25 protein-coding genes, 1 tRNA gene and 1 other RNA gene are annotated in these 21,320 nt (G+C 38.4%); 22 read left to right on the top strand and 5 right to left on the bottom strand.

Going from position 1 to position 21,320, the window contains the following annotated elements:
* The first annotated feature begins 177 nt into the window (after nucleotides 1-177).
* Nucleotides 178-990 (top strand): pyrroline-5-carboxylate reductase, encoded by an 813-nt coding sequence (gene proC, locus CUC15_RS00075; protein WP_114914799.1) that lies wholly within the window; start codon nucleotides 178-180, stop codon nucleotides 988-990.
* Nucleotides 991-1,104: 114 nt separating this feature from the next.
* Here the strand turns inward: proC and CUC15_RS00080 are convergent, their stop codons facing one another.
* Nucleotides 1,105-1,788 carry a deoxynucleoside kinase gene (locus CUC15_RS00080; protein WP_114918336.1) on the bottom strand — a complete coding sequence of 228 codons (684 nt, stop codon included), beginning with the start codon at nucleotides 1,786-1,788 and terminating at the stop codon, nucleotides 1,105-1,107.
* 13 nt (nucleotides 1,789-1,801) lie between these two features.
* Entirely contained in the window at nucleotides 1,802-2,446 is a 645-nt protein-coding gene (locus CUC15_RS00085; RefSeq protein ID WP_114914800.1) for a deoxynucleoside kinase, read from the bottom strand.
* A 145-nt stretch (nucleotides 2,447-2,591) separates the two neighbouring features.
* Between CUC15_RS00085 and CUC15_RS00090 the strand changes: the two genes are divergently transcribed.
* The 4 genes from CUC15_RS00090 to CUC15_RS00110 all read left to right on the top strand — a co-directional run bounded on the left by CUC15_RS00090 (nucleotide 2,592) and on the right by CUC15_RS00110 (nucleotide 7,450).
* Nucleotides 2,592-2,664: transfer RNA gene (locus CUC15_RS00090), tRNA-Arg, on the top strand.
* A 915-nt stretch (nucleotides 2,665-3,579) separates the two neighbouring features.
* Complete coding sequence (locus CUC15_RS00100; protein ID WP_114914802.1) at nucleotides 3,580-4,809, top strand: dicarboxylate/amino acid:cation symporter; 1,230 nt, start codon at nucleotides 3,580-3,582, stop codon at nucleotides 4,807-4,809.
* Between the two features lie 300 nt (nucleotides 4,810-5,109).
* A complete protein-coding gene (gene acsA, locus CUC15_RS00105) occupies nucleotides 5,110-6,825 on the top strand; it encodes an acetate--CoA ligase (protein WP_114914803.1) in 1,716 nt (571 codons plus the stop codon).
* A gap of 91 nt (nucleotides 6,826-6,916) precedes the next feature.
* The gene (locus CUC15_RS00110; protein ID WP_114914804.1) at nucleotides 6,917-7,450 is read left to right on the top strand and encodes a hypothetical protein; all 534 of its coding nucleotides are present in this window, start codon (nucleotides 6,917-6,919) and stop codon (nucleotides 7,448-7,450) included.
* Between the two features lie 91 nt (nucleotides 7,451-7,541).
* Here the strand turns inward: CUC15_RS00110 and CUC15_RS00115 are convergent, their stop codons facing one another.
* Nucleotides 7,542-7,799, bottom strand: a complete 258-nt coding sequence (locus tag CUC15_RS00115) for a DUF4870 domain-containing protein (RefSeq protein ID WP_114918337.1) — start codon at nucleotides 7,797-7,799, stop codon at nucleotides 7,542-7,544.
* Here CUC15_RS00115 and CUC15_RS00120 point away from each other — a divergent pair.
* On the top strand, nucleotides 7,731-8,114 hold the full coding sequence (locus CUC15_RS00120; protein WP_114914805.1) for an Rrf2 family transcriptional regulator: 384 nt from the start codon (nucleotides 7,731-7,733) through the stop codon (nucleotides 8,112-8,114). The genes CUC15_RS00115 and CUC15_RS00120 overlap by 69 nt on opposite strands.
* Nucleotides 8,115-8,239: 125 nt before the next feature.
* A complete protein-coding gene (locus tag CUC15_RS00125; RefSeq protein WP_114914806.1) occupies nucleotides 8,240-8,755 on the top strand; it encodes a type 1 glutamine amidotransferase domain-containing protein in 516 nt (171 codons plus the stop codon).
* Nucleotides 8,756-8,800: 45 nt separating this feature from the next.
* Here CUC15_RS00125 and CUC15_RS00130 read toward each other — a convergent pair whose 3' ends face one another.
* The gene (locus tag CUC15_RS00130; RefSeq protein ID WP_114914807.1) at nucleotides 8,801-10,087 is read right to left on the bottom strand and encodes a glycoside hydrolase family 18 protein; all 1,287 of its coding nucleotides are present in this window, start codon (nucleotides 10,085-10,087) and stop codon (nucleotides 8,801-8,803) included.
* Nucleotides 10,088-10,152: 65 nt separating this feature from the next.
* Nucleotides 10,153-10,686, bottom strand: coding sequence for a cysteine hydrolase family protein (locus CUC15_RS00135; RefSeq protein WP_114914808.1), 534 nt, complete (start codon nucleotides 10,684-10,686; stop codon nucleotides 10,153-10,155).
* A 72-nt stretch (nucleotides 10,687-10,758) separates the two neighbouring features.
* Between CUC15_RS00135 and tadA the strand changes: the two genes are divergently transcribed.
* The 15 genes from tadA to yabA all read left to right on the top strand — a co-directional run bounded on the left by tadA (nucleotide 10,759) and on the right by yabA (nucleotide 21,316).
* A complete protein-coding gene (gene tadA, locus CUC15_RS00140) occupies nucleotides 10,759-11,217 on the top strand; it encodes a tRNA adenosine(34) deaminase TadA (protein ID WP_114914809.1) in 459 nt (152 codons plus the stop codon).
* Nucleotides 11,218-11,274: 57 nt separating this feature from the next.
* Nucleotides 11,275-11,540, top strand: an RNA gene (gene ffs / locus CUC15_RS00145) — signal recognition particle sRNA large type.
* 291 nt (nucleotides 11,541-11,831) lie between these two features.
* Entirely contained in the window at nucleotides 11,832-13,517 is a 1,686-nt protein-coding gene (gene dnaX / locus CUC15_RS00150) for a DNA polymerase III subunit gamma/tau (protein ID WP_114914810.1), read from the top strand.
* Nucleotides 13,518-13,672: 155 nt separating this feature from the next.
* On the top strand, nucleotides 13,673-13,987 hold the full coding sequence (locus tag CUC15_RS00155; RefSeq protein ID WP_114914811.1) for a YbaB/EbfC family nucleoid-associated protein: 315 nt from the start codon (nucleotides 13,673-13,675) through the stop codon (nucleotides 13,985-13,987).
* A 137-nt stretch (nucleotides 13,988-14,124) separates the two neighbouring features.
* Nucleotides 14,125-14,721, top strand: a complete 597-nt coding sequence (gene recR, locus CUC15_RS00160; RefSeq protein ID WP_114914812.1) for a recombination mediator RecR — start codon at nucleotides 14,125-14,127, stop codon at nucleotides 14,719-14,721.
* 86 nt (nucleotides 14,722-14,807) lie between these two features.
* Nucleotides 14,808-15,020 carry a YaaL family protein gene (locus CUC15_RS00165; RefSeq protein ID WP_114914813.1) on the top strand — a complete coding sequence of 71 codons (213 nt, stop codon included), beginning with the start codon at nucleotides 14,808-14,810 and terminating at the stop codon, nucleotides 15,018-15,020.
* A 177-nt stretch (nucleotides 15,021-15,197) separates the two neighbouring features.
* On the top strand, nucleotides 15,198-15,467 hold the full coding sequence (locus CUC15_RS00170; protein ID WP_114914814.1) for a pro-sigmaK processing inhibitor BofA family protein: 270 nt from the start codon (nucleotides 15,198-15,200) through the stop codon (nucleotides 15,465-15,467).
* Between the two features lie 69 nt (nucleotides 15,468-15,536).
* Nucleotides 15,537-15,728, top strand: coding sequence for a sigma factor G inhibitor Gin (locus tag CUC15_RS00175; RefSeq protein WP_114914815.1), 192 nt, complete (start codon nucleotides 15,537-15,539; stop codon nucleotides 15,726-15,728).
* A gap of 175 nt (nucleotides 15,729-15,903) precedes the next feature.
* Complete coding sequence (locus CUC15_RS00180; protein WP_114914816.1) at nucleotides 15,904-17,406, top strand: aminotransferase class I/II-fold pyridoxal phosphate-dependent enzyme; 1,503 nt, start codon at nucleotides 15,904-15,906, stop codon at nucleotides 17,404-17,406.
* 13 nt (nucleotides 17,407-17,419) lie between these two features.
* Nucleotides 17,420-18,049, top strand: a complete 630-nt coding sequence (gene tmk, locus CUC15_RS00185) for a dTMP kinase (protein WP_114914817.1) — start codon at nucleotides 17,420-17,422, stop codon at nucleotides 18,047-18,049.
* A gap of 64 nt (nucleotides 18,050-18,113) precedes the next feature.
* Nucleotides 18,114-18,443 carry a cyclic-di-AMP receptor gene (locus tag CUC15_RS00190; RefSeq protein ID WP_114914818.1) on the top strand — a complete coding sequence of 110 codons (330 nt, stop codon included), beginning with the start codon at nucleotides 18,114-18,116 and terminating at the stop codon, nucleotides 18,441-18,443.
* A gap of 177 nt (nucleotides 18,444-18,620) precedes the next feature.
* Complete coding sequence (locus tag CUC15_RS00195) at nucleotides 18,621-19,055, top strand: YaaR family protein (protein ID WP_114914819.1); 435 nt, start codon at nucleotides 18,621-18,623, stop codon at nucleotides 19,053-19,055.
* Nucleotides 19,056-19,122: 67 nt separating this feature from the next.
* Entirely contained in the window at nucleotides 19,123-20,112 is a 990-nt protein-coding gene (gene holB, locus CUC15_RS00200; protein ID WP_114914820.1) for a DNA polymerase III subunit delta', read from the top strand.
* Nucleotides 20,113-20,119: 7 nt separating this feature from the next.
* Nucleotides 20,120-20,953 carry a PSP1 domain-containing protein gene (locus tag CUC15_RS00205; RefSeq protein WP_114914821.1) on the top strand — a complete coding sequence of 278 codons (834 nt, stop codon included), beginning with the start codon at nucleotides 20,120-20,122 and terminating at the stop codon, nucleotides 20,951-20,953.
* 6 nt (nucleotides 20,954-20,959) lie between these two features.
* Nucleotides 20,960-21,316 (top strand): DNA replication initiation control protein YabA, encoded by a 357-nt coding sequence (yabA, locus tag CUC15_RS00210; RefSeq protein ID WP_114914822.1) that lies wholly within the window; start codon nucleotides 20,960-20,962, stop codon nucleotides 21,314-21,316.
* Nucleotides 21,317-21,320: the final 4 nt, after the last annotated feature.

Genomic DNA, 21,320 nt, shown 5'->3' on the forward strand with positions numbered 1-21,320 from the left:
TTTCTTACCTTTAAATATAGGCTAAGTAAATTATATCAAAAATTGGAAACCATTGACGGGTTTATCCCTCTCTTCGCCTTGACAAAAAAGGGATGAACGAATATAGTTCAAAATAAAATAATAACTGTATAAACCTATTTAAAGGAAGTTTTTACATATGGAAGAGGGATTTGTCTGATGGATAAGAAAATAGCCTTCTTAGGGGCTGGATCTGTCGCAGAAGCGATTATTTCTGGAATGATAAGATCCGAAGTGGTTAATAAGGAACAAATTATCGTTACGAATCGAAGTAACCTGGAACGACTAGAGCAAATGAAAAATAACTACGGTGTACAATGTACGACTGATAAGGAAGAAGCATTTAGTTATGCGGATATTGTCATGCTTGCTGTAAAACCTAATAATGTAGAGGAATCGCTCGAATCAATTAAAGCTTATTTGAATCCGAATCAATTGATCGTCTCAATCATTGCTGGTGTGACGACAGAATCGATTCGTAGTAACATTGGAATCGATGCAGGAGTTGTACGCGTAATGCCAAATACATCAGCATCGATTGGCCGCTCAGCGACTGCAATTACCGCAGGGGAATTTGCTTCAGAGCAACAGGTTACTCTCGTTGAGTCTCTCTTTCAATCAATTGGTATTACTGCGATTGTAAAAGAAGAAGACATGCATATTGTGACAGCAGTATCTGGAAGTGGGCCGGCATATTTCTACTATCTGGTAGAAGCAATGGAGAAGGCCGCAACTGAATCTGGACTGGAGAAAGAAATCGCAGATAAACTAATTACACAAACGATTCTTGGTGCCGGAGAAATGCTGAAGCAATCTGGAGAAACCGCTGCCGGTCTGCGAAAGAAAATAACAAGCCCTAAAGGAACAACAGAAGCAGGGATCCAGCAATTAGAGGAAAAAAAATTCCAGCAAATTGTAATCGAATCATTAAAATGCGCAAGAGACCGATCAATTGAATTAGGAAAAAACTAAAAGGATAGGTGCTCATTAAATGATGCGCACCTATCCTCTTATTGATAGATATGAAAGGAAAAAAACCTTCTTACTGTATAAGCCGAGCTATTATTATGGCTATCATCATTAGGATTAGTAAGAACCTGGTTTTCTAATAAACTGTCTCGAATGTTGAATTAAGTGCCCAACCTTTTCAAGCACTGGTTCGATAGAGTTTTCTTTTTTCATTAAATCGTAATCGGAAATATTTACCCTGAGAACAGGGCAAGCATTGAAATTATTAATCCAATTTTCATAACGTCCATACATTTCTTCCCAATAAGCAATTGGGGTCTCTTTTTCCATGTCACGACCTCGGATTTGGATTCTTTCTAATATTTCATCCAGTGACCCTTCTAAATATATCAATAAATCAGGGTGTGGAAAATAAGGAGTCATGACCATTGCATCAAATAAATTCGTATACGTTTCATAATCCGTTTCGGACATTGTACCATTATCGTAATGCATTTTTGCAAAGATCCCTGTATCCTCATATATTGATCGATCTTGAATGAATCCACCACCATATTCGAAGATTTTCTTCTGCTCTTTAAAGCGTTCTGCTAAAAAGTATACTTGTAAGTGGAAGCTCCAGCGTTCAAAGTCAGAATAGAACTTTTCTAAATATGGGTTCGTATCTACCTTCTCAAAAGAGGTTTTAAATTTTAGTGCATTTGCTAATGCATTTGTCATAGTAGACTTACCTACCCCAACCGTACCAGCGATTGTAATGACACTATCATTTGGAATATGATATTTCTCACGAAGATTCATTGTATTTACTCCTTTATTCATTCGTATTGGCTACCTCGTTTAATTGTTTACGCACCATGGTTATAATTTGATTCAAGTCTGTCTGATGGCGTATAAAATCAACCTCGTCCCCATTAATTCGAATGATAGGAATGTTAGGATGAAGTACTTCAAATTCATTCATATACTGCTCATAATCCTTTGACAGCTGTTCAAGATAGGCTACTTCAATATTTTTCTCAAATTTCCTCCCACGCTGCTTAATCCGCTTTAGAAGGGTATCTAAACTGGCATGCAAGTAAATCATTATATTAGGAGTGGGCATATCTTCTGTTAAAATTCGATAAATTTTTTCGTATTTCTCAAATTTATCCTTATCCAATGTACGTTTTGCAAAAATCATGTTTTTAGATATATGATAATCGGCAATGACCGGTTTATTTAGATTTAAATATTGCTCCTCAATCTCTTCTAATTGCTTGAATCGATTGCATAGAAAGAACATTTCCGTTTGGAAGCTCCATGCCTCGATATCATCATAAAACTTGCTAAGGAATGGATTTTCCTCTACAATTTCTTGTAATAAATGAAAATGGAAATGGTTAGAAAGCTTTGTTGCAATAGAGGTTTTACCGATCCCAATTGGACCTTCTATTGCAATAAATGGAACTCCTGCCATACCCACACCTCCAATCAATTCGTCAACTGAAATCAACGCTAAATATCTTAACACAGTTCGACAATATATTCTATGAGAAAAAAATGACACTTTTCTTTAAAACCGTTTTTCTGTATAATGGATATTATCATTGGTAAAAATTTACGGCCTCGTAGCTCAGGGGATAGAGCATTGGTTTCCTAAACCATGTGTCGCAGGTTCGAATCCTGCCGGGGTCACTAAATGCTGTTATAACGCGGTTTATAGACGGTAAGCCTACCGAAAAGCTACACGGCAAGCACACGGTTAATCCGTATATATTTTGAAGGCATAACGCCCTCTTTTAGTTTATTTACGTAAGAAAACGTAAGTAATCGGAAAGGGGGCGTTTTTGCGTTGTCTCGAAAAGGAAAACCAGTCGTTAAACGTAGAACGGCTGCACGGAATATATCGAGTAATGAAGTCACGTTAACACTAGAAAACGCATTAGACTACGTATACACCTATAAACAGTCGGAGGGGTTAAGAGACGAGACGCTCCATGACAATAACTACCTGATCGGCGGCCACTCTATTTCTGTTATTCCTTCTTTTATGGCTTGCACTAGGCGTTCTTTTATCTTTGGGTCACCAAACACATGCGATTTTAACAAGAGCTCATAGTCTATATTACTAGCGATAGTCCAAGCAAAAGCGTTTGAGGGAATCGCAATAATATAGCTATCGAAATAAATATCTTTTGTTATGTACATCATCGTTGTTTCAATTCCTTCGTATACGGAATCTGTAATATCAATCATAATCGTTTTAAATTCTTTAATTGGATCAGCTCCTTACAATTATTTTTAGCGCGGATTAGCGTGCTTTTACTTATGCCCGCGTTAAGCCTTCGTACAAGCTATCGTCAAGCAATCGCCAAGTTGGTCCCGTTTATCGTGGTTTCCTAAACCATGTGTCACAGGTTTGACTCCTGCCGGGGCCACTTTTTTGTTCATTTTTTGAAAGCACTTTATTTCCGGCGTGGTTTAGAAAAGGCTGAAAAAGGGAATAGAAGAATTACTGTATAAGCTCAGTGAAAGTTGTTGCGAAGAGCTGGCTAATTCTAAGCTTCCACAGATTTAATATATAAATTAGCGAAGAAGGGAAGTTTGCATATGGGTCTAACGAAAAAGATTCTCATAGCACTTGTTGCCGGGGTCATTGTTGGGATTGGATTAAGTTATATTCCGACAAACATTTTTACCGCTATTAATACATATTTATTAGATCCAGTCGGTCAAATCTTTATTAATCTAATAATGATGCTTGTCGTACCAATTGTATTTGTCTCAATTGTACTAGGAACTTCTGGTTTAGGTGACCCAGCGAAATTAGGGAAAATTGGAATTCAAACAGTTTCGTTTTTCTTAGTAACAACAGCAATTGCACTAGCAATTGGTATTAGTTTAGCGTTTCTCTTACAGCCCGGACAACCTGGCGTCTTTAACACAGAGGCCATTGAATATGAAGAGCAATCTGCTCCACCGATAATGGAAACAATCATTAATATCATCCCAGATAATCCGATTGCATCGATGGCAACTGGTGATATGCTGCAAATAATCGCATTTGCTATTTTTATAGGGATAGGTCTTGCCTTTTTGGGTGAGAAAACAGCTGGTATCCATCGATTATTTGAACAAGCGAATGAACTCTTTATGTGGCTCATTCAAGTGATTATGAAAACAGCGCCTTACGGGGCATTTGCTTTGATTGCATCTGCTATAGGTGATGCTGGTCTTCGTGGGATAGGACCAATGGCAATGTATATGATTACAGTCATCTTAGGTTTAATCCTACATGCTGCGATTACATATAGTCTTGCAATATGGGGACTTGGAAAGGCAAACCCAATCAAGTTCTTCAAAGGATTCTTCCCAGCAATTTCTCTAGGCTTCAGTACTTCTAGCTCAAATGCAACGTTACCTGTCTCTATGAAAACTGCGCAGGAAAACCTTGGCGTAAAAAAGGAAATCAGTAGTTTTGTTCAGCCATTGGGAGCAACAATTAATATGGATGGGACAGCAATCATGCAGGCTGTTGCAACCGTGTTTATTGCACAAGTATATGCGGAAACATTAGGATTTACTGATATTATTCTGATCATTTTAACAGCCACATTAGCGAGTATAGGCACGGCAGGAGTTCCTGGAGTAGGATTAATTATGCTTGCAATGGTATTAAATGCTGTGGGATTACCTGTTGAAGGAATCGGACTTATTATTGGTGTTGACCGTATTCTTGACATGTTACGTACATCTCTAAATATCACTGGTGACGCAGCATGTGCATTTATTATTTCCGAAAGAGAACAAAGAAAAGAATTGAAAGTAAAGAATGCTTAAATAACTAGACCAGCTTTTTCATAGGGCTGGTTTGTTTTTATATTTGCCATGAATATTATTACACAAGTACAGTAATGTAATACCAGCCCAGTAAAGTTCTTCCGCTCTGGTTAGAGAAGAAAGCTTGTTTTTTAAGATGCAGTTTCTTAATTTTTATCTAGTCAAAAAGATTTATCTTAGAAACAAATACTTTGAATTTGTCACAGAATGTTTTAAAATAGACTATAGTTACCAAAATGTTTTAATTATTTCGTGTAATATAAAATGTAATCGATTTCAAAAATTGGATGGAGTGATTGGATGGATATGCAAGTCATACCAGCAAGAGAAGGAAATCATAATTTACAAGACTACGAGAAAACGCGGAAAAATTTTTCATGGGATGACATGAAGAAGAACTTTAGCTGGAATGAAACAGGGAAAGTGAATATGGCATATGAAGCAGTGGATCGCCATGCAGAGAATCCAGTGAAAAAGGATAAGATTGCACTATTGTATTCTTCACCAGATCGTGAAGAAAAAGTAACTTTTGCAACGTTGAGCAAGGAAAGTAACAAATTTGCTAATGTACTTAAGAAATATAATGCGAGTAAAGGTGACCGTATATTTTTATTTATGCCAAGAAGCCCAGAATTCTATGCTGCTTTCTTTGGTATATTAAAAATCGGTGCAATAGCTGGTCCTTTGTTTGAAGCGTTTATGGAGCAAGCAGTACGGGATAGATTACAGGATAGTGAGGCCAAGATATTAATTACAACACCTGATTTGATTGATAGGGTGCCACAGGCCGAATTGCCAAATTTGGAAGAGATTATTATCATTGGCGGTAATGTGGAAAACGAGGACCAATATATTGATTATCAGCAAGAAATGGAAGCTGCATCTGAAGAATTTCCAATTGAATGGGTCGATTTGGAAGATGGCATGCTCCTTCACTATACTTCTGGATCAACTGGAAAGCCAAAAGGGGTTTATCATGTTCATAATGCGATGATTCAGCATTATGCAACAGCCGAGTGGGTGCTGGACTTAAAAGAGGAAGATGTCTACTGGTGTACGGCGGATCCAGGCTGGGTAACCGGAACAAGCTATGGTATTTTTGCACCATGGTTACTTGGTGTAACGAATGTGGTGCGGGGAGGAAGATTCACACCAGACGATTGGTATCAAACATTGGAGAAAAATAAAGTAACGGTCTGGTATACTGCACCAACAGCACTGCGGCGCTTGGTAAGTACGGGGCAAGGAGTTTTGGATAAATATGATCTGTCGTCCTTACGACATTTGCTGAGTGTTGGAGAGCCACTTAATCCTGAAGTAATCACTTGGGGTCTGAAGGCATTTAATTTACGCATCCATGATACATGGTGGATGACAGAAACAGGGGCACAGCTTATTGTAAATCTTCCGTCTCTGGAAATTCGCCCTGGATCAATGGGCAAACCAATACCTGGTATCGAAGCATCGATTGTTGATAATGAAGGAAATGAAATTCCACCGAATCAAATGGGTAACCTTGCAATTAAAGCACCATGGCCAGCGATGATGCGGAAGATCTGGAATAACCCGAGTAAATATGAGAGCTATTTCATTAATGGCTGGTATGTTTCAGGTGATAGCGCATATAAGGATGAAGATGGTTATTTCTGGTTCCAGGGCAGATTGGATGATGTGATTAATACTTCTGGTGAGCGCGTTGGTCCATTTGAGGTTGAAAGTAAGCTAATAGAGCATCCTGCTGTTGCAGAGGCTGGTGTAATCGGAAAGCCAGACCCAGTCCGTGGAGAAATCATTAAAGCGTTCATTACGCTTAATGATGGATATGAGAATTCTGAGGAATTACTTGAGGATATCCGTAGGTTTGTTAAAACAGGGCTGAGTGCCCATGCTGCACCACGTGAAATTGAAGTGAAGGATTCCATACCCAAGACACGAAGTGGGAAAATTATGCGCCGATTACTTAAATCATGGGAGCTTGGATTACCAACAGGAGATACATCTACACTTGAGGAATAGTATTAAGAGAATTGACTTTCGCCCATTGATGGCGAGAGTCAATGTTTTTTTATATCATAGTAGTAAATGAAAATTTGAGGTGAATGTGAAGATGACTCAACCAGATGAGATGAAGCAATTATATAAAGCAGGAGACACTGTTCATCATTATCCAGACACATCTATTCTGATGGTTCCTGGTGATTTGCTTTATTCACATAAAAAGGCATTTTCCTCTTTTCTTGTTGGTCATGTTGGATTAATAGGTGAAGATTACCGAATATATCATGTAAATAGGTGGGGAAATAAAGGTCACGCAGATAGTATGCCGATTTACCTCAGCAGACATAAAAAGGGAGAAAAATTAACTATATTAAGATTTGATAACCAAACGATCGCTAAAGAGGCAGCTAGTTGGGCAAAGGCTAATATCGGCAGTATTGAAGTGTATAAATACACAAGGGATCTGGCAGATATAAAGTCGAATTACTGTTCAAAATTTATTTGGCAAGCCTATTACTTTGGAACGAATCCTAATTTAGACTTATTAGGAAATAATCTGGACTCAGAAAAGAAGCGATACATCACACCCTCTGGGATTTTTCGGCGCTTAAGAGTAGTGGGGAGTTTCCGAACAGGGGTATAAGGATAAAAGCCCAAGCATTCTTTAGCGGCGTACGAATATGAAGGAAGTATCGCTTGTTAGTATCGCAGAAAAAAAGCGCTGAATCAGCGCTTTAACCGAAAAATCGTATAGACAGAGGAATTCGATAATATTCTCCATTATATGATTTTATTGCTGCGAGTATTGTAAAGATGAAGGCCATAATTCCTAAAATTGGCAGCAGTACAAAGCCGATTAATACGAAGACTAGTATCCATGCGATAATTCCATAAATTGCATAAGAGTCTTGATTTTTTCTGGAATGAAACGAGATGGTGAACTTGCAAGTATTAAGGAAATTTCTGAAGTGTTTAATATATCTCAGCATCATTTGGGGAAAATCGTGTTCGAACTGAATAAATTAGGCTTGATTGAAACGATAAGAGGAAGAAATGGTGGAATTCGTTTAGCCAAGCCTGCTGATGAAATAAATGTAGGGCTCGTTGTTAGAAGTCTTGAAAATGATTTTAACGTATTGGAATGCTTTGAACAGGGAGCAAATCATTGTGTGATTTCCCCTGCATGTACATTGAAGCATGCATTGAATAAGGCATTACACGCGTTTTTTCAAGTACTTGAACAATATACGGTGAAGGATTTAATTAATAATGAACACGAATTGCGGGAGTTAATGGGAATCGAGTAACGATGTTTTATTTTTACCAGGCAGGGAAGAGTTATTAATGTATCTACTATTAGAAAACATGTCTGTCGCTTAGAATCGATAAGACATGGTAAGAAAATTTTCTACTAAAGGAGAGATTCTTAATAATGGGTAAAAAGATAGCAACCGTCATTACAGATATGTTCGAGGACATCGAATTTACAGATCCAGCAGAGGCTTTTAAAGAAGCAGGACATGAAGTTATCACTATTGGGGACGAAAAAGGAAAGCAAGTAGAAGGTAAGAATAAGGAAGCAACCGTTACAGTTGATCAAGGAATTGATGATGTAGATCCGAATGATTTTGATGCATTATTTATTCCAGGAGGTTTTTCACCCGATCAGCTGCGTGCTGATGATCGCTATGTAACATTTGCAAAACACTTTATGGATGAGAAAAAGCCTGTTTTCGCAATTTGTCATGGTCCACAGCTATTAATTACTGCAAAAACGCTTGAGGGTCGCGATGCAACAGGGTATAAGTCAATCCAAGTTGATATGGAATACGCAGGAGCGAAAGTAGTGGATAAGGAAGTTGTTGTATGTCAGAATCAGCTCGTTACAAGTCGCCAGCCAGATGACATCCCAGCATTTAACCGAGAATCGCTAAATCTTTTGAAATAGATTAATAAAGGTTGCTAAGATGATAAGTCTTAGCAACCTTTTTATTTATAGTTTTGTAATCGTAAATCGATCATTCAATAATAACCAATTTTGTGGAAACGCCAATCCGAGTTTCCAATAAGCAATTCCGCGTAAATTTAATTCGCGGATAAGATCAAACTTTGCTTGAATTGAGCGAGCATCCTCAAACCAAACCTCATGCTGAACGCCTTCATTAGTTGTGTAGCGGAAAAATGGTGCCTGTGCCGTTGTATTGTATTCTATCGTTGCATTATTCTCTCTCGCAATAGCGATTGCTTGCTGTGGACTGATTGCACGCGCAGCTTTACCCCCTTCAACAAAGGGAAGGGTCCAGTCGTATCCGTATAAATTTTGCCCTAATAAAATCTTCTCTGCTGGCATTTCTGTCAATGCATATTCGACAACTCTTCTCACCTGATCTAACGGAGACACTGCCATCGGCGGGCCATAGCTATAGCCCCATTCATAGGTCATCAGGACAACGAAATCGGCTATTTCTCCAATTGCCCCGTAATCATGTGCTTCGTATAGTGTGCCGGTTTGTGTGGCGCTTGTTTTAGGAGCAAGTGCGACAGACATCAGTAACCCGGCCTGTGATAAACGCCCCTTTGCCTTTCGTAAAAAAGTAATATAGGCTTCGCGATCTGCTGGTGGAATAAATTCGAAGTCAAAATGCACATCGGTAAATCCCCCTCCTGTAGCGGTATTAACGATATTATCCAGCAGTGTATTTTGAACTGCTTGAACGGTAAGGATGATATGCACTAATTCGGAATTAAAAGATCCACCCTCAAGATTTGTAACTACAAGCATTAATGCCGTATTATTCGCATCAGCAATTGATTTCAAGTTTCCTATCGGAGGAGCGTTTAAACTCCCATCGCGATTGACACTATAGCTGAAATGGGCGAGATAGGTTAAATATGGGGTCGTTTTAGTAGCAGCATTTTCGAGTGTTGCTGATACGGTATCACCAGATGGCTCGATATAGGCGTTGGACGTAATCGCTCGTTTAGGAAAAGCAGGGATATATAATCGAAATCCGACCGAGAGCGGATTGTTAACCCCAATATTATTAATACGTGCTAATTCTTGGGCAGTCATACCGAAGCTGCTTGCAATGGAATACAATGTATCGCCAGGCTGGACAAAGTAAAATTGTCCGACAATCGGAATAACTATTGCTTGACCAACTACGAGCTCACTCGGGGTATCTAGTTCATTGGCATTGATGATACTAGTTACAGATGTATTATATGTATTGGCGATTTCAAATAAACTGTCTCCCTGTGCTACAACATGAATTTGCAAGATTTCCCCTCCTTATAAAAAATCTTTACTATCAACTTATGAAGGAGGGAGGTTAGATATACCAGTTAGAATGGGTTAATATTTGCCTTCATAACCGATTTCATCAAATTTAGTGCGTAATGATTATTATTTTTGTCTTCAGATGCCATGCAATTCTCAGGGATTGTTAAATTAAATTTATGCATGTAAGCATCCTTGGCAGTAAATAAAACACAGATGTCCCCTGCAATACCTGCGATAATTAAATGTGTCTTACCTAATTCAACTAGTAAGGATTGAAGTGGTGTTTGGAAAAACGCTGAATGCTGTGGTTTAATTAGTAAATAATCATTATAATCTGGTTGGAGCGGATCAATAATTTCCTGGCTTTTTTCATTTCTGCAATGTGCTATGATTTTTTTAAAGTCTGCTTGCCATATTCCGTAATGATCATTAACATAAATGAGTGGAAGATTTTTTTCCATAGCAAATTCTTTCAATTTGATAAGGTTTGGTAAAATTTCTTTGGTGTTTTGTAATAAATCCTCTCCACCATCGAAATTAAAATCATTGATGATATCGATAAACAAGACAGCAGTATTTTCAAGTGAAGTATTCATATATATCTCCTTTAGAAAAACTTATATCTATTCTATTTCCTATAAAAACTATAATGAAACGTTGTGATACTAATGAACGATGAAAGATACATGTGGGCTGCGATAGAAGAAGCTAGGAAGGCACAGTCGTTGGATGAGGTTCCAATCGGGGCAGTTATTGTGTATCAAGATGAAATCATTGCTTCTGGATATAATATTCGCGAAACGTCACAGACAACCTTATCCCATGCAGAGCTGATTGCCATTCAAGAAGCGAATCAGAAAATTGGCAGTTGGCGTTTAGAGGATTGCACACTTTATGTGACCCTTGAGCCTTGCCCGATGTGTGCGGGTGCAATTGTTCAATCGAGAATAAAGCGAGTAGTGTTCGGTGCACCAGATCCAAAGGCAGGATGTGCAGGTACATTAATGAATTTACTGGATGAGTCAAGGTTTAATCACCAGGTGGAACTTACTAGTGGAATACTTGCGGAAGAGTGTGCAATGCTTCTAACCAGTTTCTTCCGTAAACTAAGAAAAAGGAAAAAATAGTCGATATCCTGTTATTTCCATTGCAATATGTTTCTAAAATCGCTATAATGTAAACTACCGTGCTAAGCGGGGAGGTAGCGGTGCCCTGTACTCGCAATCCGCTATAGCGAGGCTGAATTCCCATCTTAGGTGAGGCGATTTTATGGTCTGCCTTAAGGAATTGGTGTTGACGCTCAGGTCCTGCGCAACAGAGACCCATGAATCCTGTCAGGTCCGGAAGGAAGCAGCAGTAAGTGGATATCTCTGTGTGCCGTGGGATAGCCTAGGCCGAGCCATGAACTTAAGTAACGCATAGGATCGTCACATCGACGGTGGGTGCACGGCATACATAGCATTTTAACCTCTTTGTCATTAATATATTGGCAAAGGGGTTTTATTATATTTTATAGAATAGGAAAGCATAAAAAATTTCTATTTCAATTCCCGTGACAAGAGAGACACGTCCAGCTACAGCGCCCGTGCTCTCAGCGAGAATCCCCTCACCTCATGATACGGCTCTGAACGTACACTTTCGCTTTTGTCCCAAAAAAATAAATTGTTTTCATCTATGCAGTTCACATTCACAGTAAAAATCGGGTATAATTAGAAATAGATCATAGAGGAGAATCTGTAAAATGAGCTATCAAGCTTTATACCGCGTCTATCGTCCTAGACAGTTCCAGGATGTTGCAGGACAATCACATATTACACGAACATTGCAGAACGCAATTGTGCAGGAGAAATTCTCGCATGCTTATATTTTTTCCGGCCCAAGAGGGACAGGGAAAACGAGTGCTGCGAAGATTTTTGCGAAGGCAATTAACTGTGAGCATGCACCGGTAAAAGAGCCATGCAATGACTGTAATGCATGTCGGGGCATCCAAGATGGTTCTATTTCGGATGTCATTGAAATTGATGCTGCATCTAATACGAGTGTGGACGACATTCGTGAAATTCGCGAAAATGTAAAATATGCCTCAAGTGTTGTTCCTTACAAAGTATATATTATTGACGAGGTACACATGATCTCGAACAATGCGTTTAACGCTTTGCTAAAAACATTAGAGGAACCACCGAAGCATGTCGTATTTATATTGGCAACAACTGAACCACATAAAATTCCACTGACGATTCTTTCCAGATGTCAGCGTTTTGATTTTAAACCAATTTCGAACAAGGCTATTGTTGACCGTATGCAAACCGTTATTGATGCGGAAGAGGTTAACGTAACACCTGAAGCTTTAGAAACAATTGCAATAGCGGCAGAGGGCGGAATGCGTGATGCATTAAGTATTCTTGATCAAGCAATATCGTATAGTGATGATACCGTTGAATTGGATGATGTATTAGCCGTAACAGGTGGCGTTTCTCAAGGCGTTTTAACGGATATTGTTAAGGCAATGTACGAGAAAGATGTACAGCATTCAATTGAGCTATTGGATAATATTATTCAAGGTGGTAAAGATCCAGGACGTTTTGTATATGATTTGATATACTTTATGCGTGATTTATTGTTATTCAAGAGTGCCGCGTCTTTAGAAAGCTTGCTTGAAAGAGCAAGAGCAGATGAGCATTTTCAAGCGTTGGCAGAAACTGTGTCTATCGGCTGGATTCAAGACGCAATAATGCAATTAAACCAGTGCCAGCAAGAAATTAAATGGACGAATAGCCCTAAGGTTTTTATTGAAATTACAATACTAACCATTACGAATCGTTATCACGAGCAGGATCAATCAGATGGGGTCGTTCAGTCCGATGTTGTAATGAAGCTAACACAAAAGTTAACACAGCTTGAAAAGGAATTAACCCAAATAAAGGAAAATCCGGTTGTTCCAGCTCAACAAGCAGAAGTAAGAGAAAAACGAAGAGCACCGGCAAGATCCTCGAAAAATGGCTATAAGATTCCGTTTGAAAGAATCCGTGAAGTACTAAAGGATGCAGAAAAACCAGCACTGAAAAATGTTCAGTCCAACTGGGCAAACTTTTTAAGTAAATTAAAAACGATGAATGCACCTGCACATGCAACGATACAGGATAGTAAACCTGCAGCTGCCTCATCAAGTGCACTTGTTGTTTCTTTTAAATATGAAATCCATTGTTCGCTTTTCCTTGAACATCGGGAAACCGTTGAATCTGTGCTAGCAGGTGTGATGGAACAGCAATTAACAATCATTCCAATTCCCGACAGAGAATGGACGGATTTGCGCAGTGAATATATAAATAATCAAGAAAAGCCAGCAGAACAAGAGAATGACACAAACCCCGTAGTGGATGAAGCAAGAAAGCTGTTTGGTGACTACTTAATAGAGATACATGAGTAAAAGAAAAGTGTAGCGGGCTTGCCCAGCAACGGAGGGCATAGACAAGGGACTGTAGAGTGTTGTTCTTTCCACTCGGAATGTCAATTGACTATGACCATAGTCGCTAGCCCACGTAATAATAAAAATAAATGTATAAATACAAGGAGGTATTTTCCATGAAGGGAAATATGAATAACATGATGAAGCAAATGCAAAAAATGCAAAAGAAAATGATGCAAGCACAGGATGAACTTCATGAAATGACATTCGAAGCATCTGCTGGCGGTGGAATGGTAACTGTTGCTGCTAACGGTAAAAAAGAAATTACAGATGTTCAAATTAAAGAGGAAGTTGTCGATCCAGACGATATCGAAATGCTGCAAGACCTTATTGTTGCAGCAGTAAATGATGTAATCAAGCAAGTAGATGACAAAACAAATGATACAATGGGACAATTTACAAAAGGGCTAAACGTTCCAGGTATGTTCTAAACTAATTATAGTATTGTGCCGATAGATGGGAATGTTATTATCAGCACATATCGTTTCAGGCGCCGGGCGACAAATGAATTTTATGTCCATTTGTCGCTTACAAGGCGTTTCTGCTTTAAAAGTAGGAGGCATATTGAATGTATTATCCAGAACCAATTTCAAAACTTATTGATAGTTTTACAAAGCTGCCAGGGATTGGACCAAAAACAGCCGTCCGACTGGCATTTTTTGTAATAAATATGAAAGATGATGATGTGTTCGATTTTGCGAATGCATTGGTAAATGCAAAACGTGAATTAACTCATTGCAACGTATGTGGCAATATTACCGATCAGGATCCATGTTTAATTTGCCAAGATAATTCTCGAGATAATTCGATTATTTGTGTTGTTCAAGATCCGAAAGATGTTATTGCAATGGAAAGAATGAAGGAGTTCCAAGGTAAGTACCATGTACTCAACGGTGTGATTTCACCAATGGATGGGATTGGACCGGAGGATATTAATGTTCCTGCATTACTTAATCGTCTAAAAGATGATGAGGTAAAGGAAATCATTTTAGCAACTAATCCAAACATCGAAGGGGAAGCGACCGCGATGTATATTTCTCGACTCGTTAAACCATCTGGAATCAAGACAACAAGAATTGCCCATGGATTACCTGTAGGTGGCGACTTGGAATATGCCGATGAAGTGACATTATCCAAGGCGTTAGAGGGAAGAAGAGATTTATAGATAGAACTATTTAAGTTGATGATACAAAAAGCTGTAGTCGAAATAATAAATACAGCTAAGTTTTCTAAAAGTTAGGTGAAGCTTCCATGGCTAAGAAGATTAACAAAAAGGATGTCGACGAGGAATTACTAGATGCTATTTTAAATTTGGAAAAGGAATGGAAACATATTCAATCCATTGTTGAACTGAGTATTGAACCAACTCAGAGTGGCCTTGAACGAGCAAAGCTTACCCAGGCAAAATATCTATTCTTATTGCGTGAGGCTAGACATCGGAGAGTTAGTGCGCGTAAGGTGTAGCAATAGATTAGTAGAATAATAGATACGAAATCGGAGCATGGGGCAGTTTGTATCTGGTTTTCTTGGTAGTTAAGAAAGTATAATGCTTTCTTACTGATTCGTTTTTGATTTTTTTGTTCTTTTTCTTCTGTTTTCCTCATATGTACTAAGTAGGACAGGGAAAAGGAGTTGAATACGATGGGTTCTGGTTCTATGATTGTAATTGGTATTAGTGTTGCATTAATTATCATTTTACTCTTTGTTGGTACACCTCTTAAACCATTGCGATTTATTGGACAGGCAGTTGTAAAGCTGGGAATTGGTGTTTTACTATTATTCTTTTTTAATGTTGTTGGCGGTTACCTCGGCCTTCACATTCCTATTAATCTATTTACTGCAGTAGTTTCTGGATTCTTAGGTGTATTCGGAGTTGCATCGCTTGCAGCGATTCATTTGTTTATTCTATAAATTCATTCCAGCCTCCCGGTATAAACTCCGTTAGATTAGGAGATACTGTTTTCTAACGGAGGTGGGAAAATGAATCTATCTAATTCCATTAAAAGCTGTGGGATTTGTGAAGAACAAAAGCGGGAAGGAATCCATTTATACAATTTCTTTATCTGTAGTGAATGTGAGCATAATATGATTCATACGGAGCCGAGAGAAGAGAAATATAATTACTATTTGCAAAAACTAAAGAATATTAGTCAACCAACATTATTTTCATAGAATATCCCGGGTCTTTGCTTGCAAAGGCTCTTTTTCTTGGTAGTAAGCAAGTACATAACATTCATACTAATAAGTGCAAGTGCAAATATGGCAGCCCAGTCACTGAGAGGCTTGTAACCATCCAAGTTCTAATCTTAATATAGTATTAGATAGATATAGAAGGGGATTTTTCAAATTGAATTTGGACCAAAATAAAACACCACTATTACATAAATTAAATCAATTTAAAGCTAGTAACCCAATCTCCTTTCATGTACCGGGGCATAAGAATGGAACGGTTTTTCCGGAATTTGGCCGTACTTCATTTGATTCGATATTATCGATAGATTATACAGAGCTACCAGGATTGGATGATTTACATGCACCAACGGAAGCAATTGCTGCGGCAGAGGAATTAGCAGCCGATTTTTTCCAAGCGGACCATACCTTTTTCCTCGTTGGTGGCAGTACTGCTGGTAATTTGGCGATGATATTAGCTGCATGCACAGTAGGAGATAAAATTATCGTTCAACGGAATTGTCACAAATCGATTATGAATGGACTGGAACTAAGTGGAGCAAAACCAGTTTTCATTGCACCGATATATGATGAAACGGCCGGCCGTTATACGAATCCAAGCATCGTGATTTTAGAGGAAGCACTCAAGAAGCACCCAGATGCAAAGGCAGTCGTGCTTACATACCCTGACTATTTTGGGGAAATTTATGATTTAGAGCGAATGATTGATGTAGCACACTCGCATCAAATCCCAGTTTTAGTTGATGAAGCACACGGGGTTCACTTTTCATTGGGAGATCCATTTCCGCAATCTGCACTGAAACTTGGAGCGGATGTCGTCGTTCAATCTGCACATAAAATGGCACCTGCAATGACGATGGCTTCTTTATTACATTTCCAATCATCGCTTGTTTCCAAGGATAAGATTGCTCATTATTTACAAATCATTCAATCGAGCAGCCCTTCATATCCGTTAATGGCTTCATTGGATATTGCCCGTTTTTATTTAGCAACATTTTCACAGGAAATGAAGGACGCCACAATGCAAAGTGTGAGAACTGTTAGGGATATTATGAATAATTCTGAACACTGGGATATTTTGCCGATTACGGAAAATGCCGACCCGTTGAAAATTACGTTCCACGTGAAACATTGGCGGTCAGCAAAAGAAATTGCCACGCTTTTTGAAAAGGAACATATATATCCAGAGCTTGTCACATATAATCAAATTCTGTTTATTCATGGTCTGTCACCGTTCAAGGAATTACCACGATTAAAAAGAGCGGTAAACCGCATTAACGAGCAATTAAAAAGAGATTTAGGCACAACATACAACAATCAACATCCAATTAATGCAAATATGTGTTTGGATGGACCTCACTGCAAAAAAGTATTAAATCATGCTACAATAGAATTAACAACACAAAATATCCAATCGATTCAGGAGCTGGAATTATCTTATCAGACCATGAATCAATTACAATATTTTCAGGTTCCTTTCGTCCAAGCAATTGGCGAAATAGCTGCTGAAGCCGTTATTCCATACCCACCAGGAATACCTCTTATCCTTAAAGGAGAGAGGATTACAGCAGAGCATGTAGAAATAATCGAGCAATTACAAGAAAAAGGTGTTCGGATCCAACAACGGGATCAAGGCATCAGGATATTTGGAAACAGATAAGGAGATTTATTACGTGAACGGACATTTTATAACATTTGAAGGTGGCGAAGGTGCTGGAAAGACAACAATTCTCCAAACCTTAAGTGAAAAGCTGCAGAAGCAAGGCTTTGAAGTAATTGCAACACGGGAGCCTGGTGGAATAGAAATTTCCGAGCAAATTAGAAAGGTCATTCTCGATCCACAAAATACGAAGATGGAAGAACGTACAGAAGCACTCCTATATGCAGCTGCACGGAGGCAGCATCTAGTAGAAAAGGTCATTCCAGCATTAGAGCAAGGTAAGATAGTATTATGCGATCGATTTATTGATAGCAGTCTTGCTTATCAAGGGCATGCGAGAGGACTAGGCATTGATGAAGTATTTGCAATCAATCAATTTGCGATTAAAGACTGCATGCCGACATTAACTTTATTTTTTGATATTGCACCAAAGAAGGGATTAGAGCGCATTGCGTCGAATAAAGAAAGAGAAAGAAATCGTTTGGACTTAGAAAATCTCGCATTTCATGAACGTGTCTATGAAGGCTACCAAAAGCTTATCGGGAAATTTCCAAATCGAATTTCAACAATTAATGCCGATCAATCGTTGGAAAATGTCGAGCGAGATGCAATGGCACGAATTGCTGCATACCTTAAGAAGTGAAAGAAATATATTCATCGAGATAAAGATAAACAGCTTATTACAATTCTAAGGGAGATGATGGAACATGAAATTAATCATGGCAGTAGTCCAAGATAAAGATTCAAATCGCCTTGTAAACGCATTAGGGGAAGGAAATTTCAGAACAACGAAACTTGCAACAACAGGTGGATTTTTAAAGGAAGGGAATACAACATTAATGATTGGTTGCGAAGACGAGCAATTGGATACCGCATTAAAAATCATCAAAGATAATTGCTCACAGCGTGAACAAATGGTTGCACCAATCTCACCAATGGGCGGTAATGCAGATTCCTATATTCCACAGCCTGTTAAAGTAGAAGTAGGCGGAGCAACTGTATTTATCCTGCCAATCGAATCTTACTTCCAGTTTTAGAATAGAAGCTAAATATTTTCACCATAAACTCAAAAGTCTTACGAGAGTGGGACAGAATTTTATTTACTAAGAGGGATAGAAATATATTTTCCTACCAAATCCCAGCGTAGTGTATTTTCGGAGCGGTTGGCCAGTGGTGAAGTTTGCAGTATATATACAAGAAAGGGGACTGTCCATATGAAGATTACGAGTGAAATACAGGCAAAAACAGAACCGAAATATATTCGTCAAGCTGCATCTGATACACAAGTATTTAACAAAATGGTACAGTCCCAAGCAACGAATTTAAAGCAACAAGAATTAGAGCAATTAATGAAGAATATTACCTTACAAGGAAACAAGCTTGCTCGTTTCCGTACGTTTCGTGATTTAGCAAAATTTAAACGAATGATTAAGGACTTTTTAGGTGAGACGGTTTCGACCGGATTAGAACTCCAGAAGAAGCATAGCTTCGGTTTGAATGGACATAATCAAAAATTAACAACTGTAAAAGAAATTGACGAGAAATTACTAGAATTAACAGAAGAAATTATGAATCAAGAAAAAAAGACAGTAGATATCCTTGGCCTAATTGGTGAAATTAAGGGATTACTGATTAATTTATATACGTAATTGACAATGAAGCAAGTAAACTGCTTTTAATTGTTTAGATACATGGAAATATTGAGGGCGGGTACTTATGAAAACATGGTCTGAAGTTGCTGAAGTCCAGCCACTTGCAAGCAAAATTATCATGAATAGTATCAAGAAGGGCCGTATTTCTCATGCCTATTTGCTCCAAGGTGAACGAGGAACAGGTAAGGAAGCAATTGGTTTATTGATTGCAAAGGGTCTTTTTTGTGAACATAAAGTTGGCATTGAGCCATGTAATGAATGTATAAACTGTAAACGAATCAATTCACATAACCATCCAGATGTGCATTGGATAGAGCCAGATGGATCATCAATCAAGAAGGAACAGGTAGAGAATTTACAAAAGGAGTTTGCTTATTCTGGACTGGAATCCAATCAGAAGGCATATATCATTAAAGATGCTGACACATTAACCGTCAATGCATCAAATCGAATTTTGAAGTTTTTGGAGGAGCCCAGTAAGCAAACTACCGCAATTATGCTGACGGCAAACGGTCAAGCGATTATACCCACAATTAAATCCAGGTGCCAGGTGATTGAATTAAAGCCTTTAAATCCACATTTTTTCAGACAGCAGTTAATTGAAAAAGGAATGGTGAAAGAATCGGCAATTCTTATGAGTGCGTTGACGAATAATCTGGAAGAGGCTATTGCTTGGAAAGAGGATGCTTGGTTTGCAGAAGCGAGAAAATTAATGGTACAATTGATTGAAATATTTACAGATCAGCATCAAGATGTTTATCTGTATATCCATAGTCATTTACTGCCACATTTTAAAGAAAGAACAGAGCAGGAAAGAGGACTAGATTTATTGCTTTTGGCTTTAAGAGATATTCTTTACTTCCATATTGGGAATGAAAAAGCAATGGTATTCTTTAGTCCTAATGATGATCTGCTAGAGAAGGCGGCAATGATCTTTTCACAAGAGAAATTAGTGAAAAATTTAGATGCGGTCTTACATGCAAAGCGGAAATTGAAGCAGAACGTCCAGCCGACATTAGTGATGGAACAACTGATGCTTCAAATACAGGGGTGAAAGGTTAATGATAGAAGTTATTGGTGTCCGCTTTAAAAAAGCGGGTAAAATATATTATTTTGATCCAGGAATGGACAATATAGCTTTAAATAGCTACGTTATTGTTGAAACTGTACGTGGCGTAGAATTTGGAAAAGTTGTCATTACAAACAAGAAAGTAGATGAAGAGGATGTCGTTCTTCCTTTAAAGAAGGTATTGCGGGTCGCCGATGAAAAGGACAAACTTGTTGTAGTGGAGAATCAAGAGCAAGCGAAGAAGGCATTCCAGGTTTGTACGAATAAAATTGGCGAACATAAGTTAGATATGAATCTAGTAGAAGTAGAATATACATTTGACCGCAATAAGATTATTTTCTATTTTACTGCAGATGGTCGTGTTGACTTCCGTAACTTAGTAAAAGACTTAGCATCCATGTTCAAAACACGAATTGAGCTTCGTCAAATTGGGGTTCGTGATGAAGCGAAGATGTTAGGTGGGATTGGTCCTTGTGGAAGAATGCTTTGTTGTTCGACTTTTCTGGGTGATTTCGAACCCGTATCAATTAAGATGGCAAAGGATCAAAATCTTTCCTTGAATCCAGCAAAAATTTCCGGATTATGTGGTCGTTTAATGTGTTGTTTGAAATACGAAAATGATGATTACGAGACAGCAAAACGAGAATTACCAGACATTGGAGAAGCAATAAAGACTCCATTTGGTAAGGGGAAAGTTGTTGGCCTCAATATCCTTGAAAGACTCATTCAGATTGAAGTACCTGAAAAGGAACGCGTGATCGAATATACACTGGACGAACTAATTGAAGAGGGAATAGTAGCTCAGGGCCACAAAATGAAGAGGTGAGTGGGCGTGAACAACAGGCAAATATTTGACCAAGTATCTGATATGGAAAAGCAAATTGGTGAATTGTATGAACAGCTTGGGGACCTAAAAGGGAGACTTAGTGCTTTACTGGAGGAGAACCATCGATTGGCCATGGAAAACCATAATCTTAGAAATCATTTGGATCATATTGAGGAAAGTAAGATAGATACGGCGAATAATGATAAAGCGCCTGCTAAAAAGAATAAATTTCCGAGTGAAGGCTATGATAATTTAGCGCGATTGTATGATGAAGGCTTTCATATTTGTAATTTGGAATTTGGTAGTCCACGTCGAAATGAAGATTGTATGTTTTGTCTTGAATTCTTTGACAAAACGAAATAGAATG

The organism is Oceanobacillus zhaokaii (assembly GCF_003352005.1).
Taxonomy (GTDB): Bacteria; Bacillota; Bacilli; order Bacillales; family Amphibacillaceae; genus Oceanobacillus; species Oceanobacillus zhaokaii.